Source organism: Mycobacterium yunnanensis, from assembly GCF_025823185.1.
In the GTDB taxonomy this organism is placed as follows: domain Bacteria; phylum Actinomycetota; class Actinomycetes; order Mycobacteriales; family Mycobacteriaceae; genus Mycobacterium; species Mycobacterium yunnanensis.
Window position 1 is genome coordinate 1,344,222 of the sequence record NZ_JACKVK010000008.1, and the last position, 25,728, is coordinate 1,369,949.

26 protein-coding genes and 1 pseudogene are annotated in these 25,728 nt (G+C 67.6%); 12 read left to right on the forward strand and 15 right to left on the reverse strand.

Features of this window, described 5'->3' with window-relative positions; genetic code table 11:
• From kdpA to H7K45_RS31530, 8 genes and pseudogenes are all read right to left on the reverse strand, one after another.
• Window positions 1–1,680 (reverse strand): potassium-transporting ATPase subunit KdpA, encoded by a 1,680-nt coding sequence (kdpA, locus tag H7K45_RS16415; protein WP_263996851.1) that lies wholly within the window; start codon window positions 1,678–1,680, stop codon window positions 1–3.
• Complete coding sequence (gene kdpF / locus H7K45_RS16420) at window positions 1,680–1,769, reverse strand: K(+)-transporting ATPase subunit F (protein WP_263996853.1); 90 nt, start codon at window positions 1,767–1,769, stop codon at window positions 1,680–1,682. Before kdpF ends, kdpA begins: the two co-directional genes overlap by 1 nt.
• Window positions 1,766–1,921 (reverse strand): hypothetical protein, encoded by a 156-nt coding sequence (locus H7K45_RS16425; RefSeq protein ID WP_263996855.1) that lies wholly within the window; start codon window positions 1,919–1,921, stop codon window positions 1,766–1,768. Before H7K45_RS16425 ends, kdpF begins: the two co-directional genes overlap by 4 nt.
• Window positions 1,922–2,020: 99 nt before the next feature.
• Entirely contained in the window at window positions 2,021–2,800 is a 780-nt protein-coding gene (locus tag H7K45_RS16430; RefSeq protein ID WP_263996856.1) for a type III PLP-dependent enzyme domain-containing protein, read from the reverse strand.
• 132 nt (window positions 2,801–2,932) lie between these two features.
• A complete protein-coding gene (locus H7K45_RS16435) occupies window positions 2,933–4,843 on the reverse strand; it encodes a potassium transporter Kup (protein ID WP_263996858.1) in 1,911 nt (636 codons plus the stop codon).
• A 262-nt stretch (window positions 4,844–5,105) separates the two neighbouring features.
• Window positions 5,106–5,564, reverse strand: coding sequence for a cupin domain-containing protein (locus H7K45_RS16440; RefSeq protein WP_263996859.1), 459 nt, complete (start codon window positions 5,562–5,564; stop codon window positions 5,106–5,108).
• Between the two features lie 26 nt (window positions 5,565–5,590).
• Complete coding sequence (locus H7K45_RS16445; protein ID WP_263996860.1) at window positions 5,591–6,379, reverse strand: FAD-dependent monooxygenase; 789 nt, start codon at window positions 6,377–6,379, stop codon at window positions 5,591–5,593.
• A gap of 212 nt (window positions 6,380–6,591) precedes the next feature.
• Window positions 6,592–6,828 (reverse strand): annotated as a pseudogene (locus H7K45_RS31530) (NAD(P)-binding protein); the annotation flags it as partial.
• 27 nt (window positions 6,829–6,855) lie between these two features.
• On the opposite strand from H7K45_RS31530, the gene H7K45_RS16450 reads away from it, so the two are divergent.
• On the forward strand, window positions 6,856–7,416 hold the full coding sequence (locus H7K45_RS16450; RefSeq protein WP_263996861.1) for a TetR/AcrR family transcriptional regulator: 561 nt from the start codon (window positions 6,856–6,858) through the stop codon (window positions 7,414–7,416).
• On the opposite strand, the gene H7K45_RS16455 is transcribed toward H7K45_RS16450, so the two are convergent.
• Complete coding sequence (locus tag H7K45_RS16455) at window positions 7,394–8,710, reverse strand: MFS transporter (RefSeq protein WP_263996862.1); 1,317 nt, start codon at window positions 8,708–8,710, stop codon at window positions 7,394–7,396. The two genes, H7K45_RS16450 and H7K45_RS16455, sit on opposite strands and share 23 nt — an antisense overlap.
• A 26-nt stretch (window positions 8,711–8,736) precedes the next feature.
• A complete protein-coding gene (locus tag H7K45_RS16460) occupies window positions 8,737–9,762 on the reverse strand; it encodes an alpha/beta hydrolase (protein ID WP_263996863.1) in 1,026 nt (341 codons plus the stop codon).
• An 88-nt stretch (window positions 9,763–9,850) separates the two neighbouring features.
• Here H7K45_RS16460 and H7K45_RS16465 point away from each other — a divergent pair, with 88 nt between their 5' ends.
• Window positions 9,851–10,411 (forward strand): TetR/AcrR family transcriptional regulator, encoded by a 561-nt coding sequence (locus H7K45_RS16465; protein WP_263996864.1) that lies wholly within the window; start codon window positions 9,851–9,853, stop codon window positions 10,409–10,411.
• Between the two features lie 22 nt (window positions 10,412–10,433).
• On the opposite strand, the gene H7K45_RS16470 is transcribed toward H7K45_RS16465, so the two are convergent.
• Window positions 10,434–10,823 carry a MerR family transcriptional regulator gene (locus H7K45_RS16470; protein WP_263996865.1) on the reverse strand — a complete coding sequence of 130 codons (390 nt, stop codon included), beginning with the start codon at window positions 10,821–10,823 and terminating at the stop codon, window positions 10,434–10,436.
• Window positions 10,824–10,932: 109 nt separating this feature from the next.
• Here H7K45_RS16470 and H7K45_RS16475 point away from each other — a divergent pair, with 109 nt between their 5' ends.
• The 8 genes from H7K45_RS16475 (at window position 10,933) to H7K45_RS16510 (ending at window position 19,771) form a co-directional block, all read left to right on the forward strand.
• The gene (locus tag H7K45_RS16475; RefSeq protein WP_263996866.1) at window positions 10,933–11,757 is read left to right on the forward strand and encodes a TIGR03619 family F420-dependent LLM class oxidoreductase; all 825 of its coding nucleotides are present in this window, start codon (window positions 10,933–10,935) and stop codon (window positions 11,755–11,757) included.
• Between the two features lie 76 nt (window positions 11,758–11,833).
• Window positions 11,834–12,853: a LacI family DNA-binding transcriptional regulator gene (locus tag H7K45_RS16480; protein WP_263996868.1), complete on the forward strand. Its 1,020-nt coding sequence runs from the start codon at window positions 11,834–11,836 to the stop codon at window positions 12,851–12,853.
• A gap of 180 nt (window positions 12,854–13,033) precedes the next feature.
• Entirely contained in the window at window positions 13,034–13,831 is a 798-nt protein-coding gene (locus H7K45_RS16485) for a cyclase family protein (RefSeq protein WP_263996869.1), read from the forward strand.
• Complete coding sequence (locus H7K45_RS16490; RefSeq protein ID WP_263996870.1) at window positions 13,828–14,640, forward strand: enoyl-CoA hydratase/isomerase family protein; 813 nt, start codon at window positions 13,828–13,830, stop codon at window positions 14,638–14,640. Before H7K45_RS16485 ends, H7K45_RS16490 begins: the two co-directional genes overlap by 4 nt.
• Window positions 14,641–14,701: 61 nt before the next feature.
• Window positions 14,702–17,062: a xanthine dehydrogenase family protein molybdopterin-binding subunit gene (locus H7K45_RS16495; RefSeq protein ID WP_263996871.1), complete on the forward strand. Its 2,361-nt coding sequence runs from the start codon at window positions 14,702–14,704 to the stop codon at window positions 17,060–17,062.
• Window positions 17,059–17,874, forward strand: a complete 816-nt coding sequence (locus tag H7K45_RS16500) for an FAD binding domain-containing protein (RefSeq protein ID WP_263996872.1) — start codon at window positions 17,059–17,061, stop codon at window positions 17,872–17,874. The genes H7K45_RS16495 and H7K45_RS16500 overlap by 4 nt, the downstream gene beginning before the upstream one ends.
• On the forward strand, window positions 17,867–18,373 hold the full coding sequence (locus tag H7K45_RS16505) for a (2Fe-2S)-binding protein (protein WP_263996873.1): 507 nt from the start codon (window positions 17,867–17,869) through the stop codon (window positions 18,371–18,373). Before H7K45_RS16500 ends, H7K45_RS16505 begins: the two co-directional genes overlap by 8 nt.
• A gap of 66 nt (window positions 18,374–18,439) precedes the next feature.
• Complete coding sequence (locus H7K45_RS16510; protein WP_263996874.1) at window positions 18,440–19,771, forward strand: MFS transporter; 1,332 nt, start codon at window positions 18,440–18,442, stop codon at window positions 19,769–19,771.
• A 429-nt stretch (window positions 19,772–20,200) separates the two neighbouring features.
• Here the strand turns inward: H7K45_RS16510 and H7K45_RS16515 are convergent, their stop codons facing one another.
• Window positions 20,201–20,464: an alpha/beta hydrolase family protein gene (locus H7K45_RS16515; protein ID WP_263996875.1), complete on the reverse strand. Its 264-nt coding sequence runs from the start codon at window positions 20,462–20,464 to the stop codon at window positions 20,201–20,203.
• Between the two features lie 173 nt (window positions 20,465–20,637).
• Between H7K45_RS16515 and H7K45_RS16520 the strand changes: the two genes are divergently transcribed.
• A complete protein-coding gene (locus H7K45_RS16520) occupies window positions 20,638–21,537 on the forward strand; it encodes an aldo/keto reductase (protein ID WP_263996876.1) in 900 nt (299 codons plus the stop codon).
• A 198-nt stretch (window positions 21,538–21,735) separates the two neighbouring features.
• Complete coding sequence (locus H7K45_RS16525) at window positions 21,736–22,056, forward strand: EthD family reductase (RefSeq protein WP_263996877.1); 321 nt, start codon at window positions 21,736–21,738, stop codon at window positions 22,054–22,056.
• Window positions 22,057–22,065: 9 nt separating this feature from the next.
• On the opposite strand, the gene H7K45_RS16530 is transcribed toward H7K45_RS16525, so the two are convergent.
• The 3 genes from H7K45_RS16530 to H7K45_RS16540 all read right to left on the reverse strand — a co-directional run bounded on the left by H7K45_RS16530 (window position 22,066) and on the right by H7K45_RS16540 (window position 25,722).
• The gene (locus H7K45_RS16530) at window positions 22,066–22,515 is read right to left on the reverse strand and encodes a VOC family protein (RefSeq protein WP_263996878.1); all 450 of its coding nucleotides are present in this window, start codon (window positions 22,513–22,515) and stop codon (window positions 22,066–22,068) included.
• A 219-nt stretch (window positions 22,516–22,734) separates the two neighbouring features.
• Window positions 22,735–23,505 carry a meso-2,3-butanediol dehydrogenase gene (gene budC, locus H7K45_RS16535; protein WP_263996879.1) on the reverse strand — a complete coding sequence of 257 codons (771 nt, stop codon included), beginning with the start codon at window positions 23,503–23,505 and terminating at the stop codon, window positions 22,735–22,737.
• A gap of 78 nt (window positions 23,506–23,583) precedes the next feature.
• Complete coding sequence (locus H7K45_RS16540) at window positions 23,584–25,722, reverse strand: DNA gyrase subunit A (protein WP_263996880.1); 2,139 nt, start codon at window positions 25,720–25,722, stop codon at window positions 23,584–23,586.
• Window positions 25,723–25,728 lie beyond the last annotated feature (6 nt).

Genomic DNA, 25,728 nt, shown 5'->3' on the forward strand with positions numbered 1-25,728 from the left:
TCAGTGGATTCCTTCAGCGAGGGGACCAAGCGCCAAGACGGGGAGGAACGTCAGGGCCACGAGGATGACGGTGACGCCGACGACCATGCCGACGAACTGCGGCCGATGCGTCGGCAGCGTCCCGACGGACTCCGGGGTGCTTCCTTGCCGGGCCAGCGAGCCGGCCAGCGCGAGCACCAAGATGATTGGCAGGAAGCGGCCGAACACCATGGCCAGGCCCAACGCGGTGTTGTACCAGGTGGTGTTGACGCTGATGCCGGCGAAGGCCGAGCCGTTGTTGTTGGCCGCGGAGGTGAAGGCGTACAGCACTTCCGACAGGCCGTGGGGACCGGTGTTGAGCATCGAGGCGCGCTGGTCGGGCAGCGCCATCGCGACGGCCGTGCCGGTCAAGACGATCAGCGGGGTCACCAAGAAGTAGGCGGCGGCGAGTTTGATCTCCCTCGGGGTGATCTTCTTGCCGAGGTACTCCGGGGTGCGTCCAACCATGAGCCCGGCGACGAACACCGTGATGATCGCCAGGATCAGCATGCCGTAGAGACCCGAACCCGTACCACCAGGGGCGATTTCGCCGAGCTGCATGTTGAACAGCGTCATCAACCCGCCGAGGCTCGTGTAGGAGTCGTGGAAGGAGTTGACCGCGCCGGTCGACGTCAGCGTGGTCGCGCTGGCGAAGACCGCCGAGTCCGGCACGCCGAAGCGCGTCTCGACACCCTCCATCGCCGAGCCCACCGCCGTCGGGACGGTGCCGTGGGCCTGAATCTGGAACAGCATCATCAGCGACACGCTGAACGTGGCGATGACGCCCATGACGGCGACGATGGCTAGACCTTGTTTGCGACCCTTCGGCCCGCCGACCATCCGGCCGAACGTGCGCGGCAACGAGAACGAGATGACCAGCAGCAGGAAGATCTCCACCCAGTTGGTCCACGCCGTGGGGTTCTCGAAGGGGTGCGCGGAGTTGGCGTTGTAGAAGCCGCCCCCGTTGGTGCCGAGTTCCTTGATGGCCTCCTGGCTGGCGACGGGGCCACCGGTGATGGTCTGCTGCGTCCCGTTCAGGGTGGTCACGATCTGGTCGTGCAGGTGGAAGTTCTGGATCGCGCCACCGGCGACGAGGATCACCGCCGCGATGAGTGCCATCGGGAGCAGGATGCGAATCGTGCCGCGCACCAGGTCGACCCAGAAGTTGCCCACGTCGGTGGTGCGTCGCCGGGCGAAACCGCGGACCAGCGCGACCGCGACGGCCATGCCGACGGCGGCGGAGACGAAGTTCTGCACCGACAGACCGGCCATCTGGACGAGGTGCCCCTGGGTGCTCTCACCGGAGTAGGCCTGCCAGTTGGTGTTGGTGACGAAGCTGACGGCCGTGTTCCAGGCCAGTGCCGGGGTCATCGGCGTCGCCGGGTCGTTCAGGTGCAGCGGCAGCTTGCCCTGCAGCAATTGCAGCGCGAAGAGCGCCAGGATGCCGACGGCCGAGAACGCGAGCACGCTGCGGGCGTACGCGCCCCAACTCTGTTCGGCCTTCGGGTCGGCGCCGATGACCCGATAGATGAGCCGCTCGACGCGGGTGTCCTTCTCCGAGTCGTAGACGCGGAACATGTAGTCACCAAGGGGAACGTGCACGGCGGCGAGCGCCACGATGAGGAGGGCGAGGAAGACCAAGCCCGCAGTCGTCGAACTCACTAGAACCTCTCCGGGAAGAGCAGGGCGGCAACCATGAACACCGCGAGACCTGCGGCCAGCACGAGGCCGATCGCGTTTTGGATGCTCACAGTCCCTCGACCAACTTCTGCACCAGGCCGAGCAGCGCGAAGATCGCCACCGTCAGCACGATGTACAGCAACACCGACATTTCATCTCCGTTCAGGGGGCAAGAGGGCGGACGCCCCACTCGCGGCGGCCTCGGCGCTCGCGCGACGGCCACCGATTTGAAAGCTAGCTCTCGAAAACGGCGCTACCGGCGCTCTTTACGCTTCCCTTACGCCGCCGGTGCGGACCTTGACGGATTTCGACCGTCACCCACTTAGGGCCTCGTCGGGTTCGTCGGTGGGGAGAGGACGACGATGGGCCGGGGGAAGCGGTGTCGGGCGCACGATTCGTCCACGGCGTCCTCGATGGCGGCGGCGCTGCGGGCAACGAGACCTGGAGTGAGGCCGCGCATTTCGACGTCGGCGAGGTTGAGCCGGGTCATGAGGATTCCGTGGCGCAGTCGGACGTCGGCCATCGTGGCCATCACGGCCGATGTCGCCTCGCCGAGGTGCGAGACGCGGCCGCCGACGAGTCTCATCCGCACGCCGACCAGCTCGAGAGGACTGGTGCGGCGTATGGCGTGCTCGAGCGCCCCGTCGTCGTCGGTGACGTCGACGACGATGGGGGTCCGACGGGTTACGGCCGTCGCGAGGACGGCCGCCTGCCCCGCCGACCCGATGACGTAGCCGCCGACTCCGATGTTGGCGGCCCTGCGCAGGGGCGCGGCGGCCGATTCGCTGCCCTGGACGACGATGTGCGCGGGACGGATGCCTGCAGAGATGGCGAAGTCGAGTTGCTCGATGCTCACGACCTCGACGCTCACTCCACGGCTGCGGACCCAGGCCGCCAGGGCCGGGTCGTCGAGTTGGGCCGCCGAACACGTCATGACGCCGAGCGTGCACGCCGACCGGAACGCCTCGTGCCGGCTGCGCACTTGATCGACCGTCGGATTACCGTCGACGGCTTGCTCGACCGCGGCGGCGAAGGGGTTGGCGACCGCGCGCTGCAATGAGTACCCGCGCCGGTGCCGCCAGTCCAAGGTGAGAGCGTGCATCGGGCGTCCCCTTCGTCAGTGCGCCACGACGGTGGCCCCGAAACACGATCGTGAAACGCACGACGACGAATGTCGCGCGTCCAGACGGGATCTTGACACCCACGCGACGAACATTGACGATTCGTTGACTCGTCAGACCTCGATGCGCGACCCGACGACGACGGTCCTGTCCAGGGGAAGGTTGAAGTAGCTCGCCGCATCGGCCGCGATGTGAGACGTGGTGAGGAACAATCGCTTTCGCCACGCCGCCATCTCGTGCCCTGGCCCGGGACTCAGGTCGACCTTCGACAGGAAGAACGACGCGCGAGCCAGGTCGACGGGTCCTTCGGTACGTGCGGGATCGATGAGCCGCAGGGCTGCCGGCACGTCGGGGCGTTCCATGTAGCCGTACCGCAGGCTGGCGTGGAACACGCCGTCGTGGGTCAGGCCGAGATCGTCGACGACGATCCGGTCGGCGTCGGCGATCCGGGGTACGGGTTCGACGTCGACGGACAGGATCACCACATGGTCGTGGAGCACGTTGGTGTGTTCGACGAGTTTGAGCATCGACAGCGGCGCGGTGTCGTTGCCGCGGTTGAGGAACACCGCCGTTCCCGGGGTTCGCACCAGGGACGGATCCCGGTGGGCGAGACCGACGACGAAGTCGCGAAGCGGACCCTCCAGCCGTTCGCGGGCGTCGGTGACGATGGCGCGACCGCGCTGCCAGGTGGTCATCACGGTGAAGGCGACGACGCCGATCAGCAACGGCAGCCACGCTCCGTGCACCAGCTTGGTCATGTTGGCGGCGAGGAACAATCCGTCGATCACGAGCAGTACGCCGCCACCAATCAGGACGACGGGCAGCGGGATACGCCATCGCGTGTGGGCCAGGTAGAGGAACAGCACCGTCGTGATGGTGATCGTCCCGGTCACGGCCATGCCGAAGGCATACGCCAACGCTGCCGAGCTCTGAAAGGCCAGGACGAGGGCCACCACCGCGACCATCAAGACTCCGTTGACCCAGGGCACGTAGACCTGACCGATCACCGACGGGGAAGTGTGTTGGATGCGCAGACGCGGCAGGTACCCCAGCTGCGCGGCCTGTGAGGCCACCGAGAAGGCGCCGGTGATGACGGCTTGAGACGCGATCACCGTCGCGGCGGTGGCGAGCAGGACCATGGGGATGCGAGCCCAGTCCGGTATGAGGAGAAAGAACGGTGCCGCAACGGCGTCGGGGTCCGCCAGCACCAGCGCGCCTTGGCCCAGGTAACTCAGGGTGCAGGCGGGCAGCACCAGCAGCAGCCAGCCCCGGGTGATCGCCTTGCGGCCGAAGTGGCCCATGTCGGCGTAGAGCGCCTCGGCGCCGGTCACCGCGAGGACGATGGCGGCCAGTGCGAAGAAGGCGATGTCGAAGTGTCCGAACAGGAATGACACCGCATAGGTCGGGGACAGGGCGCGCAGGATGGCGGGGTTGTCCGCGATGCCCACGACGCCACATGCCCCGATGGCAACGAACCAGGCGACCATCACGGGCCCGAAGAATCTGCCGACGGCCGCCGTGCCGTGCCGCTGCACCGCGAAGAGCGCGAGGATGATCACCGTGGTGACGGGGACGATCCACGCCTCGAAGCCAGGAGCGATGACCTTCACGCCCTCCACGGCCGAGAGCACGGAGATCGCCGGGGTGATCATGCTGTCGCCGAAGAACAAGGCGGCCCCGAAGATTCCCAACGCGGCCAGCGTCGTCGCGGTCCGTCGTCCGCCGCGGGTGGCCCAACGGCGCAGGAGCGTGATGAGCGCCATGATGCCGCCCTCGCCGTGGTTGTCGGCCCGCATCACCAGCGCCACGTAGGTCAGCGTCACGATCGTCATCACCGACCAGAAGATCAGCGAGACGACGCCGTAGACGTTCTGGTCGGACAACGGCACGGGGTGCGGGTCGGTGGGGTTGAAGACCGTTTGCAACGTGTAGATCGGGCTGGTGCCGATGTCACCGAACACCACGCCCAAGGCGCCGATGACGATGGCCAACCGAGCCGAGTCGCCGACCCCAGGGGAGCTCATGGAGCCATTGCAGCCGACGACGGGGGTCGCGGCCACCATCTTGACGGTTCCCTTACACCCCCGTCTGCGTCACAGCGACATCGGTGGCGTCAACGAACCCTTCGGCCGCCGTATTGATTTCGTAGAGGCGGTGGCGGTCGGCCCGGTCGCACGGGTAGGCATGGCTCATGAGCAACCTGTTCCAACTGCTGGTGATGATGGCTGTTCCGGCGGCCTTCCTCTTGCTGTGCCGTCACCTCAACCTCCGGGGGCGGCGGGAGCCCTAGAGTGCGTACAGCGCAGGAAGATTGACCACGATGGCCTCCTGGCTGCTGCGCGCGATCACCATCTCCGCCGGGGTGGTCGGATCGGGGTTCTCCTCGCGGTGCGGCAGGTGCGGAGGGACGAAGACGTAGTCACCGGGTTCGGTGCGGATGCGGACTTCTTCGGCACCGTCGAGGAACACGAATTCGGGGTGCCCGGCGCGGATGAAGATCACCGTCTCGGAGTCGCCGTGGTGATGGTTGGCGGACGCGGTCCGTGGTCCGGCGATCGTCTCGCCCATCCACAGCTTCTCGGTGCCCACGGTGGCCCCGCTGAGAGCGGCGAACCGGCGCATCCCCTCGGACTGGGCCGTGCTCGCGTCGAGTTCAGAGGATCTGACGTGCCGAACGCGATTGCGTGGCGCGGGGTGCTCGTGGTCGTCGGGAAAGTCCGGGTGAAATGCGTCGGCGCCGGTCATGCATCTCACGGTAGACCGACGACGTGTCACACGGAGGCCAATGCCTCCTCGGCGACGTTCTCGGCGTCGTAGGCGTCGACGGCGATGCCGTCGAAGATGCTTGCGATCCGCTCCGCTTGGGCGCGGGGCGTCATGTCGGCGGAGCGGTAGGTGCGGCCGGCTTCGCGTGCTCCGGCGCGAACCTGACGGGTGCGGTCGAGGCGGAGGTCCTCGTAGCACTTCAGCCGTGATTCGAGGTCGGCGGGCCCGCAGTCCCGCAGAAGGACCGCCAGCGTGATCGCATCCTCGATGGCCTGGTTGGCGCCCTGGCCGAGGTGGGGAGTCACCGCGTGGGCCGAATCGCCCAGCAGCGCAACGCGTCCCGCCGTCCAACGGGGGAGCGGCTCGCGGTCGTAGATACCCCACCGGAACGTCTGGTCCATGGCGTCGACGATGCCCGCAACGGTGGGCTCCCAGCCGGCGTACTCGGCGGCCACGTCGCGCACGTCGCCGGGGGCGGTCCAGGATTCGACGACGTCGAGGTTCGTTGGAGTGAAGGCCACGACGTTCAGCAGGGCGCCCGCTGAGACGGGGTAGGCCAGGAAACTTCGGTTGGGGCCGAGCCACATCGAGCTGGCGTCCATGTCGGCGATTCCGTTCAGGCGCTCGGCGGGGATGAGGCCCCGGTAGGCCATCACACCCTCGCTGACCGGTTGGGCCGCTTTGCCGACCATCGCTTGCAGGCGGGAGTGAATCCCGTCGGCGGCGACGACGAGGTCGGCCTCCGCGCCAGTCCCGTCGGCGAAGGACACCTCGATCGCGTCCCGGCGTTCCACCGCGTCGACGACGCGCCGGCCCAACCGGACGGCGTCGGCGGGCAGGGCGGCGCAGAGGGCGGCTTGGAACTCGCCGCGGTGCAGGAACCAGGTCTGCGTCGGGTCCCCGAACGACAGCGTCGAGGGTTCTCCGGCGATCGGCTCGCCGGACCACGTGCGAAAGACGTAGTGCGAGAACGAACTGCGATGGCTGCCAGCTGATCCCCGAGTCCGAGCCGGGTCAAGATGCGTGACCCATTGGTGGCGATCGACACCCCGGCGCCGAGGGCCTTCAATTCGGAGGCCTGCTCGTAGACGGTGGCGTCGACGCCGTTGGCGCGAAGGGCGATGGCGGCGGTCAGCCCTCCGATGCCTGCTCCCACGACCGCTACCCGCAGTGATGCGTTGCTCGTCACGACGAACCTCCCGTAACTGTCCAATGATGTACCGATCGGCACACGATTGACCATAGACGTACCGATCGATACATTCAAGTGGTGGCGCGCACACCGGATCCCCTCAAGCGTGCGGAGCTTCTCCGCGCCGTCGTCGGCTACCTACAGGACCGCGGGGTCGGCGACATGTCCCTGGCGCCGATGGCCGAGGCGCTGGGCACCAGCAAGCGCATGTTGCTCTACTACTTCGGGGATCGGGGCGAGCTTCTGGCTCAGGCGCTCGGTGCGAGCAGGCCGGACGCGGGTGCGATCTTCGACGGCGTCACCACCGATGCCGAATTCGTCACGGCGGCAACCGCGTTGTGGCGGGCGATCACGCGGGGTCGGCAGCGCCACACCGTCAGGATGATGCTGCAGGTGCTTAGCCTGGCCACCACTGACCCCGATACTTACCAGCCCTACGCGAGTACGTCGGTCGAGGTGATGCTCGACCCCATCGCCGAGGTGCTGGTCTCCCTGGGGCGGCCGCGGGCCGAGGCCAGGGCGCGCGCGACACTGGTCGTGTCGGGTTTGCGCGGTCTGTGCCAGGACGGCTTGGTGACGGGGGACCGGCCACGCGTCGACGCAGCTGCCGAGCTGATCATCGCCGCAGCCGTGAGGTGAGCGGTCTGTCCGTGCCGGACCTCTCCGGCCTCGCTCGAAGGCGGGTGAGCACGCTGGTGACGGTCCCGGCCATTGCCACCGCCGCGACGCCGCTCAGCGCGAGCTGCATCGACACCGCCGACAGACCGCCCGCCAGCGCTGGACCGATCGACCCGCCGCTGTAGAGCATGAAGTTGAACAGGCCTGCGGCCGTGGCTCGGTCGGCGGGGTCGACCAAGTCGCGAACGCGACCCACCAAGATCACCTGAGCGGCGGCGAAGCCGACGGTGGCCAGTGCGACGGCGGTAGCCACCACCGCGGGATGGGGTCGCCACCCGGCCATCAGAGCCGCGATCGCCGTGACCGTTCCCAGTAGCGCGGTGGTCTGCCACAGGGGTCGGCGGCGACGCCACAAAGCCGCCAGGGCGGGCCCGGTCACGATCCCGCAGACCGCTGCGGGGAGCAGGAGAAGTCCGATCCCTAGGGTGGACACATGTTGTCGTGCAAGGAGTTCTGGCGCGGTGCTCAGCACTCCGTAGTACCCGGCGAACAGCGTCAGCCCCACGACGGCTCCCGACAGCAGTCCGGGTGCGGTCACGACGTCGCGCGGCACGAAACCCGTGGGGTGTCTGCGCACATGACACACCAGTGCCGTTGCCGCGCAGATGGTGACGGCGACCATGCCGAACGGCACCGCCCGCGGAAGGTCTGCCGTCGCACTGTGCAGGAGCGTGATGGTGGCCGCCGCCAGTACCGACAACAGCACCGCGCCGGTCACGTCGACGCGCTGGCCGCGGTCGGCGTCACCGGGAGTGAGCCGCAACGCCGGGACGAGCGCCACCAACGCCATTGCCGGCACAGCCATCGTCGCCCGCCAACCAAGATGGGCCGTGAGCAGACCACCGATCAGGCTCCCGCTCCCTGACGCGGTGGTCTGGCAGACCGCGACCGTCGCCAAAGCGCTGACCCGACCCCGTCGATCCAAGGTCTGGTCGATGCACGCGTAGACGCAGATCACCATGGCACCGGCACCCAATCCGCCGAACAGCCGACCCCCCACCACGCCGACGAGATTCTGCGCCGTCGCGGCGCCGATCGACCCGACCGCCATCGTCACCACCGCGACACCCAGCGTGGTGCGCAGCCCCCAGCGCTGGGCGATTCGTCCCCCCAGCGGCATCGCCACCGCTGCGCCCAACGACCACGCCGAGATGATCCACTCGGTCGCGGAGAACGACACCCCCAGGGCCGGGGCCACCGACGGTAGGGCTACCGAGGGCGCCCCGATCGCGACGGACACCGGAGCGGCCAACACGCCCAGGACTATTCCGGTCCGCCGCACTACAGATCGTTCTCCCGCAGCCAGGCCCGGATGAGGTCGACGTGCTCGCCCTTTCGCTCCAGCGGCAGCCAGTGCCCGGCGGGTAGGGATGCTTCGGTGAGGTCCGAGCACGCGGCACGCATCGCGTCGCCCTGATGGTTGCCGGTGATGCTGCAAATCTGGTCGAAGTCTCCGTTGACGAACAGCACTGGTTGCGACAGACGGCCGCCGTCGAGGGCTGAGCGCGCATAGGCGACGTTGGCCTCATCGTTGACGTACCAGGCGCAACTCGGGCGAAAACCGTTGACGCGGAATGTCTCCACCAGCACGTCGAAGTCGTCCGGCGGCCAGATGGTTGGGTCGGGCTCGGTCGGCGGGGCGTGGTGCGCGGCGCCGAAGCGGCCGCCGTTGCGCGAGACCAGAGCGTTCGGCGACACCTCGTCGACGTTGGCCGGATTGCCCGGCTGGAATATCGACGCCAACGACGACCTCAGGTCGGCATCGAGGTCGGCGACGGCCGACGCGAAGTGGGTCACGTAGTAGCGGTAGTAATCCCACTGGCCGTCGGGGAATTCGTCGGCCGGGTATATCGACCTGTCGACCAACGGGACGACGGTCTGCAGGGCGTGGCCCTCGGGGTAGTAGGCCAGCGACGTCAGCACGAGGCCGCGGCATCGGTTGGGTTCGTGGGCGGCCAGGTCGGCGACCACGACGCTGCCCCAGTCGTGCCCGACCCACACCGCCGGGTCACCGCCGAGGTGATCGTGGAGTTCGATCATGTCGGCGACGACCTCGTCGACGGTGTACGCGTCGTCCGCTTCGGGCATCGACGATCCGCCGTAGCCGCGGAGGTCGGGGGCGACGCAGTGCCATCCGTCGGCGGCGAACGCAGACATCTGCGCGCGCCACATCAGCCCGATGCTCGGCCAGCCGTGGACGAACAGCATCAGTGGCCCGTCGTCGGGCCCACATTCGAGGAAGTGGGTGGTGTGACGGGGCGTGCCGAAGAGGCGTGAGGTCAAGTTTGCGTTCGAGTGGTCGGACATGGATTCTCCCGTTAAGGCAATAGTCCTTGCTTTTGGGACGCTACGGCACCGCGCCGTAAAAGCAAAGTCCTTTGCGTACAATCGCGGAATGACCAATCGCGCCACGAGCCGTCCAGGGGGGCGGGCCAGTCGGGTGATGGCCGCGGTCTACGCCTCGGTCGGCCAACTCGTCGGCGAGGGCGCCACCAGGATCAGCTTTCCGGTCATCGCAGAACGCGCGGGGGTCAACCCGACCACGCTGTACCGACGCTGGAACGACGTGAACGCGCTACTCGAGGAGGTCGCGGTCGCCGCCCTCACCGGTGACGGTGACGTGCCCCCCGACACCGGATCGCTGTCCGAGGACTTGACGCAGTGGGCGACCGTGATCGCCGCCGACATCACCCGGCCCGAGCGCACCCGCTACCTGCGCGCCATGGTTTCCGCACGGGCGGAGTTGGTGTCGAGCTGCCCGGTCATGGAGACGCGGCGCGGGCAAGTCGCAGAGATGGTGCGTCGCGCCCGCACGCGCGGGGAGTCGGCACCCACGGTTGAGCAGATCCTCGATCACGTCATCTCGCCGCTCTACCACCGCATCGCGTTCGCGCTGGAGGTCGACGACGACTACGCGTCGCGGTTGGTCTGCGACGTTCTGGCGATGGCCAGATGACCCGCGAGTCCAACCGGCTCGCTCATTCCTGGCGCAGCGCTTGATGAGTGGCGGTGAGGTAGCGGTCCAACGTGTCCCGGCTGGCGGACAGGTGCCGGATCCGTTCGTCGAGCCGCCTTCTCTCGTGGGTGAGGGAGGCCAGGATCTCGGGGCAGGGGTCGATCGTCGGCTCGCTCCCGTGTGCGCACGGGAGGATCGTGCGGATCGTGTCCGTGGGCAGGCCTGCGTCGAGCAATCCGCGAATCTGGGCGACGGTCGTCACGGCGTCCGAGCGGTACCGGCGGTAGCCGTTGTCGGCGCGAACGGGGTCCAACAGACCCTGTTGCTCGTAGTAGCGCAGCATCCGCGGAGAGGCGCCCGACCTCGACGACAGCTCACCGATCGAGATCGTCGTCGACGCCACGCGCGGCATGGGGCTTGACCTTGACATAGATGTCAGACTCTACCATTCGGCGCATGACATCGAATGGGTTCGGAATCCGCAACCGTGGTACGTTCAGCACGAACGGGATTGTGGCGCAATGAAGTTGAGTGTTGCGCTGTCCAATGACGAGAGCGCCGTCGAACCCAGTTCCATCGTGGCACAAGCGCGCCTGGCCGAGGACTTGGGCTACGCCGGCGTATGGGTGCCCGATCATCTGCTACCACCGGGGCCCTACGGCGATGTCTACGGTGGCGTGTACGAGGCCCTGATGCTGCTGTCGCACGTGGCCGCGGTGACCGAGCGGGTCACACTGGGGACGACGGTGATCATCGTGCCCCTGCGAGAGCCGGTGCTGCTGGCCAAACAGCTGGCCACCCTGGAGCGTCTGGCGCCCGGACGAGTCGTGTTCGGCGTCGGCGTCGGCTGGGATTCGGACGAGTTCGCTGCCGTCGGTGTGCCCTTCTCCGAGCGCGGCGCACGAACCGACGAGGCGATCGATCTGATCGGTGCCCTGCACCGGGGCGAGACTCCGCGGCCGAACCACTTCTTCGGGTCGGCCACCGGTGTCTTCGAACCCCGGCCGACCGCGCCGGTTAGCGTGATGGTCGGCGGGATGACCGGGCCTGCGTTCCGTCGGGCGGCGCGCGTCGCCGATCGCTGGCAGGCCTTCGGTCTCACTCCGGACGAGTTCTCCACCCGCCGTGCGGATTTGGATCGGCTGTCGGCGCCGCGCCGAATCTCGGCGGGCATCATGCTCTCGCGGGACGACAGCTGCAAGAGCGTCGCGGAACTGCTCGACCTCCTGCACGGCTACGAGACGGCGGGCGCCGACGAGGTGACCATTCACTTTGGGCCCAGCGCTCAGACGTCCGCGCCCATGACCGAGCTGATGGACCGGTGGCGCGCCGCTCACCAACCGTGATCGACGCGATTCCCCCAGTGCTCGAGCCCGCTCCGACGTACCCTCGAGCCGACTATCCGGCAATCCGCGGAGGGCAGTGACGGGCGAACGTGGTTACCGGCGGCCGACCCTCGCCGACGTCGCGCGCATGGCCAACGTCGACCCGAGCCTGGTGTCGCGAGTGCTGCGCGACGACCCGCGAGGGTTTGCCTCGGCGGAGACCCGCGAGCGCATTCGAGCCGCCGCCGAGGAGATCGGCTATCGGGCCAATGCCGCGGCGCGCGGATTGCGCAACGACCGGACGATGACGTTGGGTCTGCTGCTGCCGGGGTTCACCAGCCCGGTGTACTCCGCGATCGCCCACGGTGTTGAAGAGCGCGCCAACGAGCATGGCTACGGCCTGGTGCTCGGCACCCATGCCGCGGGGGACCCGCACGAGACCATTTCCTCGATGCTGATGCACGGCAGCGTCGACGCGCTGCTCGTCTCGTCGGGTCGCATCGAGGACGAGTCGTTGCGCCAGCTGGTCACACGCGTGCCGCAATCGGTCGTCCTGGTCAACCGGCAGGTGCGTGGGGTGGCGGCCAGCGTCGTGCTCCGAGACGCCGATGCCTCGGCGGTGGCGGTGCGACACCTGGCGCAGCTGGGCCATCGGCGGATCTGCGCGGTAATGGGCCCCCAGACCTTGGACACGATGGTTCGCCGTCGGCGCGGCTTCGTCAGGGAGTGCGCGGCGTTGGGCGTGGATGCGTCCGTCGTCGAGCTGCCTGATCGGGACCGCACCGCCGGATTCGACGGCACGATGCGCGCGCTGGAACGTCGGCCGACACCCACGGCCATCGTGGCGGCGACGTTCCCGATGGCCGTCGGCGTCCTCGCTGCCCTGCACCAGCGGGGAATCGCGGTACCAAGGGAGATGTCGGTGGTCTCGCTGCACGACGACGATCTCGCCAACTTCCTGGTGCCGCCCATGACCGCCGTGTGGCTTCCGGCCGAAAGGCTGGGAGCCGAGGCCGTCGACCTCGCCTTGACGTTGGTCAACGGGGGTCGGCCGCGCCGCGTCGTCGTACCCGACGAACCGCATGTCGTCCGTCGCGAGTCGACCGCGCAGGTCTAGTCACGAATACCATTGCCGCACAGACGCCCTGGGCATCGTCAGGCCGACAGCGGCACGGCCGAGGCGATCGAGGGATGAGGCTGCACCTTGATATCAAACGTTTGACCCAATCCTCGGGCGCACGTCACAGTAGGAACCACGAACGAGCGTCGTCACAGCCGACGAGAAGGGAGTCACCAGGTGACCCGATTCGTTGACATCTCGATGTCCCTGCAGAACGACGTCCCCGCCGACCCGCCGGGATACGAATTCTCCATCGAATACCGAAGCCATCAGGACACGCTGCCGATGTTGCAGAGCCGCTACGACGGCCTGGAGCCCGAAGACCTGCCCAACTCCGAGGCGTTCGCGCTGGAGACGGTGCACCTCTCGACTCACAACGGCACTCACGTCGACGCGCCATGGCACTACTCGTCGATGATGGAGGACGGGACTCGCCCGCGCACCATCGACGAGATGCCGTTGGACTGGTTTCACCGGCCCGGCGTAAAGCTCGACTTTCGGCACTTCGAGGACGGCTACGTCGCCACTGCTGCCGACGTCGAGCACGAGCTCGACCGCATCGGCTACCACCTCGAGCCGTTGGACATCGTGCTCGTGAACACCTCTGCGGGAACCAACTTCGGCACACCCGAGTATGCGCAGAGCGGCTGCGGCTTCGGCCGGGAGGCGACCCTGTGGCTGTGCGACCGCGGCGTGCGGGTGGTGGGGACCGACGCCTGGAGTTGGGATGCGCCGTATGACTACGTCGTCGAGCGCTACGCCCGTGATCACGACGCCTCCATCATCTGGGAGGGACACAAGGCCGGTCGCCACACCGAGTACTGCCAGATCGAGAAGCTTCGGCATCTCGAAGAGCTTCCCGCACAGGGCTTCACCGTTGCCTGCTTTCCCGTGAAGATCCACGCCGCATCGGCGGGCTGGACCCGCGCCGTGGCCATGTTCGACGACGACACCGAGAACGGAGCTCCCCGATGACCGACATTCGCGAGACGGCCGCCCAGGCCACCATGACTCACCTCGACCGCACACCCACCACCTTCGAGAACTACCGAGACCGGTACCAGACGATTCGCTTGCAGCGCAACGACGGTGTCCTCGAACTGCACCTGCACTCCGACGGGGGGCCGCTGCGGTGGAGTCTATTGGCGCACAACGAACTCGAGGACGCGTTCCTCGAGATCGGCCGCGACCGCGAGAACGACGTGGTGATCATGACGGGTACCGGTGACGAGTTCAGCGGACCGGCGATCGCACCGGGGCAACATCCGAACCGCCGGACGATGACGCCCGAGATCTACGACCCCATCCAGTGGGAGGGCAAGCACCTGCTGCCCAACCTGCTGTCGATCGAGGCGCCCGTGATCGCCGCGATCAACGGCCCCGCCGTCCGGCATGCCGAGATCCCGCTGGTGTCCGACATCGTGCTCGCCAGTGATGACACCTACTTCCAAGACACCGCACACTTCGCCGGCGGAATGGTGCCCGGTGACGGCATGCACATCGTCATGCCGTTGTTGATGGGACCCACGCGGGGACGCTATTTCCTCCTGACCGGACAACGGATCTCGGCGGCGGAGGCGCTCGACATCGGTCTCGTCAACGAGGTGCTGCCGAAGACGGATCTGCTGCCCCGGGCCCGCGAGTTGGCGGCCCTGCTGATGGAACAGCCGCGCCTGGTCCGCCGATACAGCCGCACGATCCTGACCGAAGACCTGCGCCAGAGGATGCACGGGCTGCTCGGATACGGACTGGCGCTGGAGGGCCTCGCCCGGATGAAGGGTTAGGGCGAGTCGGCATCGCCGCGCAGTCGTCCATCGTCGGTCGTCGATCTCAACGAGGAGAGTGATGAGCACCAGCACCCAGGCCACGTGGCCCAAGCGCAACGCCCAGGACTTCGTCGTCGGTCGGGCAGAGTTCGTCGACGATCTGCGCGTCCCGGGGATGCTGCACATGGCCGTCGTGCGTAGCACGCGGGCGCACGCCCGATTGCTGGCCGTGGACGCGACGCGGGCGGCGTCCCGTTCAGGGGTCGTCCGGGTGCTCGAAGGTCGGGAGGCGTCGGCGACGCTCGCGACACTGCCCTACCAGTTCGGCGTTCCCGAACTGCTGGGTGCCGAAAGCCGGCCATTGACGGCGCTTCCCACCGATGTGGTGCGCTACGTCGGGGAGCCGATCGCCGTCGTGGCCGCCGAGAACCCCCGCGCCGCCCGCGCCGCTGCGGCGGCGGTGACGGTGCGGTACGACGATTTGCCGGCCTTGTTCGACGTGCGGCATCTCCTCGGTGTCGAACACCTGAACGCCGCGGATGCCGTCCGCCTGATCGCCGAGAACCACTTTCGCAGCGGGGAACCCGAGGGCGCACTTCAGAGGGCGCCGCACGTCCTCGACGCCACGTTCTCGGTGGGCCGCAGTGGAGCCGCACCCTTGGAGACGCGCGGTTATCTCGCGGACTGGGACGAGGAGTCGGGGCGGCTGACCGTGCACGCCTCGCACCAGCAACCGTTCCAACTACGCACCGAACTGGCCGAGGTTCTGGGCATGTCACCGACCGCGATTCGCGTGGTGGTGGCCAACGTCGGCGGATCATTCGGGTTGAAGATGACCGGGCAGGTGGAGGAGCCCCTGGTGTGCCTGATGAGCATGCTGTGCCGCCGGCCGGTGAAATGGATCGAGACGCGTTCCGAGACCATGCTGGGCGGCGCGCGCGAACAGGTGCACCGCGTACGCGTCGGCTTCGGCGAGGACGGCCGGGTCACCACCCTCCTCGACGACATGGTCGTGCCCGTGGGGGCACGATCGGTGTCACCAGGCTGGCGGCAGGCCTACGTCAGTGCGGCGAGCCTGCCCACGGCCTACGACGTCCCTCACGTCGACGCCCGCTCCCGGGTGCTGGAGACCAATCTGCCGCCATGGCACGCGTGCCGCGGGTTCGGCAAGGAGGCGCCCACCTTCGTGATGGAGCGGGTGATGGATCTCGTCGCGCGTCGGCTCCGGTTGGACCCAGTCGATGTGCGTCGCCGGAACCTTCTGCAGACGAGCGCCTTTCCGCACCGAATGCCTTCGGGTTATCAGATCGACAGCGGTGACTTCGAGGCGGTTCTCGACAAGGTCCTCGACCTTGCCGATTATCCGGCCGCAAAGACGGCCGTCGTGGCGAAGAGCGGGCCGCGTCGTCGTGGCGTCGGGGTGGCCTTCGAGATCACCCCGGAGGGCGGCGGCCACGCGGCGGGCAAGATGGGCCCCGGCGTAATTCCAACGGTCGCCGCCTCCGAGAACGCCACCGTGCGCGTCGACCGGAACGGCCACGTCACCGTGCTCAGCGGCGTCACCAATCCCGGGGGCGGCAACGACACCGCGCTGGCCCGGCTCGCGGCAACCGAGCTGGGGACCACCCCCGACCGCGTCACCGTAATCCAGGGAGACACCGATCTCTGCCCGCCGGGCACGGGCAACGCGAGCAGTCGCGGCGCCGCAGTCGGTGGGGCCGCGGTGGTGCTCGCCGCCCGGCAGCTGGCCGACCAACTACGCAAAGTCGCGGCAAGCGAATTCGGTGGCGCACCGGCCGACGTCACGTTCGTCGACGGGGCCGTCCGAGTCGCCGGCGGCGCACCGGTGGTGCTGGCGGACGTCTGCAGGCTGGCGTTGCGGTCGAGCGGGGCTGACTGGCTGGAGTCCACCCACGGTTACCGTCCCACGCCGCCGGAGGATCCGACGTTTCGGGACAGCTATCCGTACTTCTCCAGTGGCGCCTACGTCGCCGAGGTCGAGGTCGACCGCGACACCGGCATCGTCCGGGTGCTGAAGCTGACCGCGGTGCACGACTGCGGGCGGGTGCTGGAACCCGTGCTCGTCGAGGGTCAGCTCCAGGGCGCGATGGCCATGGGGGTGGGGCTTGCCCTATTCGAGCAGAGCCGGTTCGACGGCGGGGGAGCGTCGGCCACCCGCACGTTCAAGGAGTACCTCATTCCACGGGCAAACGACCTGCCCGACTTCATCATTGGCCACTACGAGACACCCGCGCCGTACACCCTGCTGGGAGCGAAGGGGGCGGGTGAAGCCGGCGTCGGTGGCGCGCTCGCCGCGGTCGCCAATGCCGTCGACGACGCGTTGCAACGCAATGGGGACGCCGTGGCGCCGGTGACGTCGATTCCGTTGACCCCGCCTGCGGTGCTGGCACTGACCGCCGACTCCCGGGGCGCCCCGTGAGCACCTTCCGCACCGTGGTGCCCAAGAGCCAGGACGACGTCGCCGGCGTGCTGGCCCGCGCCGACGACGTCCTGCTGATAGGCGGGGGCACGTTGACCGTCCCGGCGCTCGTCCGCGGTGACGTACGTCCCTCGCTCGTCGTCGACCTCGGCAGGGCCGGAATGGACCGCATCGAGGTGCAGCCGGACGCGATCCGCATCGGTGCCCTGGTGTGCTACCAGCAGCTGCTCGACTGCGAGGGTGTCCGGACTCGACTTCCGCTACTTCATCGTCTCTGCTCGGGAATCACCGGCGGCATTCAAATTCGCAACCAGGGCACCCTCGTCGGGGCATTGTGTGCGGCGCGGCCGCAGTCCGACGGCCCCGCCGCCCTCGTCGCTCTCGGCGCGGACGTCGTCGTCCGCTCGAGCGGGGGATCCCGCGTCGTCGGCGCATCCGAATTCATGCGCGGCGCCGAGGATCCCGACCTCGGGCCGGATGAGTTCGTCACGGCGATCCACATACCGTTCCAGAACTCCGATTCGGGGTACGTCAAGGTGAAGTTCGCCGAATCGTCCTGGCCGGTTCTCACCGCCGCGGCGGCATCCGGACACGTCGTCATCGGCGGCGTCGCCGACGTACCGCAGCGAATCCCGCTGCCGGATCTGCGGGTTGACGCGGTCCGCGGCGTGGTCGCCGAGCACCTGGACCGGATTGCGCCGCCACAGCGGTGGTCGGATCTGCGCGCCGACTGGGATTACCGGCGGCGGGTGGCCCCCGAGGTGGCGGTGCGGGCCGTGTCCATGGCATTTCGAGAGGTGGGCCATGATTGACGACTCCGTGGGTACCGATGAGGTCACCGTCGACCTGGTGGTCGACGGGCGTCCCGTTCATGTCACAGTCGACGCCGACCTCACCCTGCTCGACGTCCTGCGCGAAGAACTCGGGCTGACGGCGGTCCGCGCGGGCTGCCGAAACGGGGACTGCGGAACCTGCACCGCCATGGTGGACGACCGGTGCGTCAAGACATGCCTGATGCTGGCGGCTCGCGTCGACGGCGGCCGCGTCGACACGATCGCGGGTCTGGCCGACGACGACGGTGTGCTAAGCCCGGTGCAACGAGCGTTCATGGAGCAGTACGCCTTTCAGTGTGGCTTTTGCCTGCCAGGCATGTTGCTGGCGTCGACCGATTTGCTTAAGCGCAACCCCGATCCGTCGACCGAGGCCGTTCGAGATGCCCTGAGCGGCAACCTATGTCGATGCACCGGATACACCAACGCGGTACGAGCCGTGAAGCGCGCCGTCGAGATGATTGGTCAGCCACCCCGCTGACGAGTTCAGACCTGCACCGGGCGCCCTTCGCCGCGGTGTCGATTCACCCTGGCCCGAGGAGGATTCATGACGTTTGCGAACCAGCGCCCGGCTCAGACGGCGGCACCCGGGGACACGACGCCGAGGCGTCCGTTCCGGACGCTGCTCGGGGCCGGCATCGGGAACACGCTGGAATGGTACGACTGGAGCGTCTACGCAATCTTCGCGCCGTTCTTCGCCGCCCAGTTCTTCGTCGACGACGGTGCCACCGGCGCGCTGTTGTCCACCCTGGCCGTCTTCGCGGTGGGCTTCCTCATGCGACCCATCGGTGGTTTCCTGTTCGGCTGGCTCGCGGACCGGCGGGGCAGACGGTTCTCGATGACGACGTCGATGTTGCTCATGGCGGCGGGCAGCCTGGTGATCGGGGTGACACCGGTGGCCAACCAGGTCGGCGTCTGGGCGGCGATCATCCTGATCACCGCGCGGCTGGGACAGGGACTGGCCCACGGCGGCGAGATTGCGGCGTCCTACACCTACATTGCCGAGGTCGCCCCGCCCGCCAGACGCGGCCTCTGGTCGACGAGCCTCTACATCTCGGTGACCGCGGGTGTCGTCTTGGCGTCACTCATCGGTGCGGGCGCCACCAGCATCGTCGGCGCTGACGCCCTTCGCGACTGGGCGTGGCGGATTCCCTTCCTGCTGGGCGGGCTGCTCGGACTCGTCGGGCTCTACCTGCGGCGCACTCTGCCGGAGACGGAAGCCTTCCTGGCGGAGTCGAATTCGGCGACGTTCGAGCAACCTGCGCAGCCGACCACCATGCGGGAATTGCTGCACGGCCTCGCGCAAAACAAGGTCAACCTCGCCCGGATGATCGGGTTCAGCATGGCGGCCACCGTGGTCTACTACACGTGGGCCATCGGCATCTCAGGGTTCGCCATCAGCTCGCGCGGCGTCCCCGCGGGCAGCGCCTTGTGGGCCGTCGTCGGAGCCAACCTGGTCTTCATGGTCACACTTCCGTTGTGGGGCAAGCTATCCGACCGCATCGGGCGCAAGCCCGTCTTCGCCACCTACTCGGTCGCGTTCATGATCCTGACGTTTCCACTCCTGGCCGCCATCGACGAGTCGCCGATGCGCTTGTTCGTGGTCACGTCGGTGGCGCTGTTCTTCCTTGGTGCCTTCATCGGCATCATGCCCGCCTACTTCGCCGAACTGTTCCCCACCCACGTGCGCGCTTCGGGCATCGGTGTGCCCTATTCGTTCACCGTCGCCATCTTCGGCGGGACGGCCCCTTACATTGCGACCTGGCTGGCCAGCCATCACCAGGAATGGATATTCGCCCTGTACGCCGTCGTATTGGTCACCATCGGTCTCGTCACCACTGCGTTGAGTCCGGAGACCAAGGGGATCGATCTTCGATGAGCACCTCAAGGAAGCTTCGTGGCAAGCCAATTCAGCACCGGCACCAACGCCTCGTCGGAGTTGCGTTCATAGATGAGCCCATGGCCGTTTCCGTGTACGCCGAAATCCGGCAGGTGCAACAACTCGGCCGCGGCCCCCGCCGACTGCAACCACTCGACGGTGGAACGACCAGCCGGTGCGAACGGCGACGCCCCACCGGTCAGGATCCGCCGGTCTGCGACCAGCCAGCCCGCGGGGCCGGACGCCGAACGCGTCGAGAGCTGCGTCGTCGTCGATGTCGAACGGCCATTGCGTGTGCCCGTGCGACAGGTCTGATGGGAAGAACACGGTGCGGCCCTCGGCGTAGGAGAAGGGCGGCCCCATCGGTCCGCTCACCGCGGGGTGATACGGCGAGCGTCCCTGGGTCGGGCGGTCCACCACGAACGCCGGTTAGCCCGCCTCGACGAACCGCTGCGCCCAACCGGGTCTGCCGTCGGGAGTGTCGAGCCACTCGGTGCCCTGCACCGCGCCGCCGTGAACGAGAACCACAGGGAAGGGCTTGGTGGAATCCGCCGGGGCCTCCCATTGCACGAACATCGCGCCGTGCTGGTATTCCTCGCCTCCGACCGTGACGCGTTCTCCGGCGAGCCAGAAGTCTCCACGTCGCGACCGCCGGATCGCTCCCCGTTCCCAGAACCGGTTCTCGCGTCTCATTGCTCTCCGTGGTCCCTCGGGTGGCCGGCCATCGTCGGCTTCGAGGTTAGGTTCTCGAGCCACTCGGTGAGGGGGTGCAGCACACCCACTCAGAGCCGGAATCGAAGCGATAACTTGGGATTCGAGATGGACGACACCATCCCCGTCAACCACATTGCACAGGAGAATCACCCATGACATCGACGATCGCCGACGCCGGCACCTTCGACATCGCCGGCAAGTCGGTGACACGCCTCGGATTCGGGTCCATGCGCCTCACGGGGCGGGGGATCTGGGGTGAGCCCACGGATCGCGACGAGTGCATCGCCGTGGTTCGGCGCGCCGTCGAACTCGGCGTCCAGTTCATCGACACCGCTGACTCGTACGGACCCTTCGTCGCCGAGGAAATCATCAGCGAGGCGCTCCATCCGTATCCCGACGACGTCGTCATCGCGACGAAGGCGGGCCTGACTCGCAACGGTCCCGACGTCGTCGACACCGCCGAGGGCCCCAAGCGTCTCGGTCCGGCGGCTTGGCCCCCGGTCGGGCGGCCGGAGTACCTGCGTCAGGGTGCTTTGATGAGTTTGCGCCGGCTCAAGCTAGACCAGATCGATCTGTTCCAGCTGCATCGCATCGACGAGAAGGTGCCGCTGGCCGACCAGGTGGGCGAGCTCAAGGCGCTGCAGGACGAGGGCAAGATCGTGTCGATCGGACTGTCGCAGATCACCCCGGATCAACTCGCCGAGGCCCGTCAGATCGTCGACGTCGTCACGGTGCAGAGCAGGTACAACGTCATCGACCGCAGCGCGCAGGACGTCTTGGACGTGTGCAACCGGGACGGCATTGGCTTCATCCCGTGGGCCCCCGTCGCGCAGGGTGGTCTCGACAAGGCTCACGAGGCGCTCGCCGAAGTCGCCCGCCAGCATGGGGCCACGCCCGCGCAGGTAGCCATTGCGTGGCTGCTGCAAGTTTCACCGGTCATGTTGCCCATTCCGGGCACGTCCAAGGTGGCGCATCTGGAGGAGAATCTCGCCGCAGCCGGAGTGACATTGTCCTCCGACGAGGTCGAGAAGCTCACCGCGGCAGCGCAATAGGCACGGGTGACCTCCATGACCAAGATGATCGTCGTGTGTGCCGGGGACGGCGACACCTGGTTCGACCGAGAGTGTTACGCCACGAAGCACTTTGCGTTGGCAATGGAGTGCTGGGGACGGCGGAGCGCGTCATGGCCGACGTGAAGAACTTCACCGACACGTCGGTCGTGATGCGCAGTGTCTACGATCCGCTCTGAGATGGCGACCCTTCTCGTCACCTACATCGGTGATACCAGTTCCCGGTTCGACAGGGCCTATTACACGAATCACCATCTGCCGCTCGTCTCGCGTACCTGGGACCCACACGGTCTCCGGGGCGTCGAGGCGTATTTCTGGGATGGTGGTGAGGCGACCAACGTGCCGATCGCAATCTGCCTGTGTCACTTCGCCAATCGCGACGAGATCGACGCGGCCCTGGCCGCCGACGAATGTGATGGACGACATCGCCAACTTCACCGACGTCGAGCCGACCCGCTCCATCATGGAACGGGCCGTCTAGACCCGTCGTCGACGGGCTAGCTCGACCGCTCAGGACGGCTTCGGGTAGCTCAACACGTTGATGAGATTTCCGTCCGGGTCGCGAATCATCGTGGCTCGCAGGCCGTCTGCCGAGACACTCTTCAGCCTCCACACGAGCGCTAAGCCAAGGCTCTCGAAGCGGCGTGTCACGGCCTCGAGATCATGCGTTCGAAAGACGATCGCCTTGAGGCCGCTGGTGGCCAAATGCGGTCCCGGAGTCATGGCAGGTGACAGTTCGATGCCCGGTCGCGACAGCAGCTCGATGCGCATTCCTGGTATTTCCAGCAGAACGAAATGCGCTTCGACGGCCTCGGAGTACGTGCGGTAGGAGACCGTAAAACCGAAGACTCGCTCATAGAACGCGATGGATTGGTCGAGATCGGTCACGGAGACGGCAACGTTGTCGAATTGCACGTCGCTCGCATGTCCGCATACGTCTGTCACGGCAGGGCTCCTCATCTGTGGGGCTCGGGTGAGCGCGTGTGCTCGCTTCGTCAAGGTGGTTGCCGCACTTCGGACTTGGCGTCGGACGCGAAGGTCGACCTGAAAGCGTGGTGACGTACCACACGTGAACGTCGGTACGATAACGCTCGGGCGACGCCGAGGTCGACTCGTTGATATCAAATCTCTGACGGATCGCCGTGCTGGAGCAGAAGGGCCCGACCTGATGGACCGCCTTTAGTGGGCCTGTCCGGTACTGGCCGACGTGCCGCCGTCGACGGGCAGCCACGCGCCGGTGATGTAGGCGGCGTCGGGGCTGGCGAGGAACAGCACGGCGGGAGCGATGTCCGCCGGTTGCCCGGGCCGGCCAAGGGCGATGCGGTTGACCGCCGCCGCGAGGGCGGTCTCGTCGTCCTCGACGTCCTTGGTGATGTCGGTGATGGTGAGGGCGGGGGCGACGGCGTTCAGGCGGACGCCGCGCGGCCCGTAGTCCAGTGCCAGCGATTGGACGAAGTTCATGATCGCGGCCTTGGTTGCGTTGTAGGCAGATTGGCCCCAGTCGCCGCGCAGACCGGAGACCGATCCGACGACCACCACGTTGCCCCCGGTCTTCTCGAGTTCCCCGAGGGCGTGGCGGACGACGTGGACGAAGCCGTCGACGTTCGTGGACCGGATGGCTTCCCAGCGGTCGAGCGTCAGTTCGTCGAAGGGTCCGCTGGTGTAGTCCGCCGCATTGTTGACCAACACGTCGAGGGCTCCGAAGCGGTCCACGACGGCCTGAACCATCGATCGCGCCGAGTCGTCGTCGGCGACGTCGGCCTCCACCGCGAGCACCCGCGCCTCGGGCTGCCCGCGAAGGGTGTCCTCGAGGACGTGGCGTCGGCGTCCGCTGATGGCGACGTTTGCGCCGTTGAGCAGGAAGGCCTCGGCTATCGCCCGCCCGATGCCGGTCCCTCCGCCCGTCACCAGTACGGTCTTGCCTTCGAACGCATAGTCGTTGGTTGTCATGGCGTACCCTTCGAACGACGGTCGATCCGTTCTAGAAAGGCTAGCCGCCCGGGATGAAGGCGAGCGTCCAGTCCGTCGTCAGCCCGCCGGGGTGACGTCGGCCCCGGACCCCTTGATCGCCGCCTTGGCGCGCTTCTCGGCGCGGACGGTCCTGGTGCCGCGCACGAATCCGGTTGCCGACACCGCGGCGGCCATCAGGGCGTTCTCGCCCGTGGTGAACGGGTGGAAGCCCACCCCGGCACCGCCGCGACCCTTCACCGGGATGTCGGCGACCTCGGTGACCTTCCAGGCCCGTTCGGAGATCGACAGGATGGCCTCGCCGTTTTGGCAAGTCAGCGGCAGCGCCGCGATGACCTCGTCGTCATCGGCGGCCAGTTTGACCCCCGCGACGCCGTTGCCCGCCGCGCCCTGCGGGTTCACCGCGGCCGGGTCGATGCGCAGCACCTTGCCGCGGCGCGTCACCAACGCCAGGTGCGAGCCGGGTGGCAGGACCCCGGAGCGCAGCAGGCCGGTGATGTCCGGTGCCACCGGGATGTCGCGGATCTTGTACGGCAGGCCGTTGCCGTTGGTGAACTTGACCCGGCCGTCGGTCCACACCGCCCAGCCCAGGCCCGCGCTCAGGAGATCGCCGTGGCTGTCGGAGAAGACACCGCGGTCGTCGAGTCGCCACGCCGTGTTGACCTTGCGCTCGCGGGCGCCGTCCTCGTCGGAGCTCGTCACCGTCGGCGTGGCCTCGTAGTCCAGCACCGTGCGACGGTCGAATTCGGGACCCTTGAACAACTTCGCGGTCTCTACGAGCTCGTGGTCGATCACGACGCGCCGTGCGTCGGGGTTCTCCACCAGCTCCGTCAGTTCCAGGAATTCCGCGTCCAACTTCTCCGCCTCGGCCTGCAACTCGATGACGTCGAGCTTGGTGAGGCGTCGAAGCTGAAGTCCCAGAACGTAATCGGCCTGTTCGCCGTCGATGTCGAACCTGTCCTGCAGGCCTTGGCGGGCGTCGTCGACGGTGTCGGATCCGCGGATCACTGCGACCGCGGCGTCGATGTCGAGGTGAATGGTCATCAGACCGGCGACCAGATGCCGCCGCGCCGCAACCTTCTCCAGCCGATACTCACTGCGGCGCAACACCACCGAGTCGCGCAGGTGCAGGAACGCCGAGATGAGTTCGCGCACCGACCACCAGCGCGGCACCCGGTCCTCGTCGAGCGCGACCAGACTGGCCGCGAACGTCGACTCCAGCGGGGTCAGGGCGAGCAGTTGCTCGCGGATCTGCTCGGCACTGTGACCACGCTTGGCGGTGACCACGATGCGGAGCCCGTTACGGCGGTCGGTCAGATCCGACATGTCGGCCACGCCCGGCAGCTCACCCGACTCGACAAGGGCCCGAATGCGTTCCTGCACGGTGTTGCTCGCCACCCCAGGCGGCAGCTCGGTGACGACGACGTTCTTGCCGTCCACCGACACAGTGCCGCGCACGGTGAACTGACCCCGCCCGGTGGTGATGTACTCGCGCAGGCCCGCCGTGCCGACCACGGTGGCACCGCACCCCCAGTCGGGACCGGGAATTAGTTTGACCAATCTGTCGTCGGTCATGTTCGGCGTCTTGAGCAGCGCCCGGCAGGCCGCCATGATCTCCCGCGGATTGTGCGCGGGGACCTTGGTGGCCCACCCCTCGGCGATGCCGACGGCGCCGTTGCACAGCAGAGCCGGCCACCGCGCGGGCAGCACCGTCGGCTCGACCCATTCACCGTCGAACGTCGAGACCATGGGCACCGCGTGGTCGGCGAGCTCAGCGGTCAGGGCCGCACCCGGCGCCGACAACCGCATCTCGGTGTAGCGGTCGGCGGCGGGAATGTCGCCCTGGATGCGGGGGAAGGCGCCCTGCCCGTCGATCACCTTCACCCGCTGAAACTCCGCGGCCATCAACGCCGCGGCGCCGTACATCGAGGCGCCACCGTGCGGGTGCAGGTTGCCGGTGACCGCCGAGCAGACCTTCGAGGACTTCTGCGGTTTGTTGCCGGGGAGCAGCCGGGAGTCGTACATCTGGTACAGCAGGCGGCGCTGCCCGGGCTTGAGCCCGTCGAAGGCGGACGGGATGGCACGGTCGCTGACGCTGTAGAGCGCAAACGTCAGCTGGTAGTGGTTCCAGTAGTCGTCGGCGCTCTGGTCGAGCACCAGATCCGGATTCTGCTCGGGAACGTCCAGGGTGGCGGGCACGGCGAA

Coding starts and splice junctions, on each gene's coding strand:
- H7K45_RS16515 (WP_263996875.1), bottom strand. CDS start 20,464: ATGAGACGCGAGAACCGGTTCTGGGAACGGGGAGCGATCCGGCGGTCG.
- H7K45_RS16490 (WP_263996870.1), top strand. CDS start 13,828: ATGACCGACATTCGCGAGACGGCCGCCCAGGCCACCATGACTCACCTC.
- H7K45_RS16440 (WP_263996859.1), bottom strand. CDS start 5,564: ATGACCGGCGCCGACGCATTTCACCCGGACTTTCCCGACGACCACGAG.
- H7K45_RS16430 (WP_263996856.1), bottom strand. CDS start 2,800: ATGCACGCTCTCACCTTGGACTGGCGGCACCGGCGCGGGTACTCATTG.
- H7K45_RS16525 (WP_263996877.1), top strand. CDS start 21,736: ATGGCGACCCTTCTCGTCACCTACATCGGTGATACCAGTTCCCGGTTC.
- H7K45_RS16475 (WP_263996866.1), top strand. CDS start 10,933: ATGAAGTTGAGTGTTGCGCTGTCCAATGACGAGAGCGCCGTCGAACCC.
- H7K45_RS16465 (WP_263996864.1), top strand. CDS start 9,851: ATGACCAATCGCGCCACGAGCCGTCCAGGGGGGCGGGCCAGTCGGGTG.
- H7K45_RS16530 (WP_263996878.1), bottom strand. CDS start 22,515: ATGAGGAGCCCTGCCGTGACAGACGTATGCGGACATGCGAGCGACGTG.
- H7K45_RS16510 (WP_263996874.1), top strand. CDS start 18,440: ATGACGTTTGCGAACCAGCGCCCGGCTCAGACGGCGGCACCCGGGGAC.
- H7K45_RS16495 (WP_263996871.1), top strand. CDS start 14,702: ATGAGCACCAGCACCCAGGCCACGTGGCCCAAGCGCAACGCCCAGGAC.
- H7K45_RS16505 (WP_263996873.1), top strand. CDS start 17,867: ATGATTGACGACTCCGTGGGTACCGATGAGGTCACCGTCGACCTGGTG.
- H7K45_RS16435 (WP_263996858.1), bottom strand. CDS start 4,843: ATGAGCTCCCCTGGGGTCGGCGACTCGGCTCGGTTGGCCATCGTCATC.
- H7K45_RS16460 (WP_263996863.1), bottom strand. CDS start 9,762: ATGTCCGACCACTCGAACGCAAACTTGACCTCACGCCTCTTCGGCACG.
- budC (WP_263996879.1), bottom strand. CDS start 23,505: ATGACAACCAACGACTATGCGTTCGAAGGCAAGACCGTACTGGTGACG.
- H7K45_RS16470 (WP_263996865.1), bottom strand. CDS start 10,823: ATGCCGCGCGTGGCGTCGACGACGATCTCGATCGGTGAGCTGTCGTCG.
- H7K45_RS16520 (WP_263996876.1), top strand. CDS start 20,638: ATGACATCGACGATCGCCGACGCCGGCACCTTCGACATCGCCGGCAAG.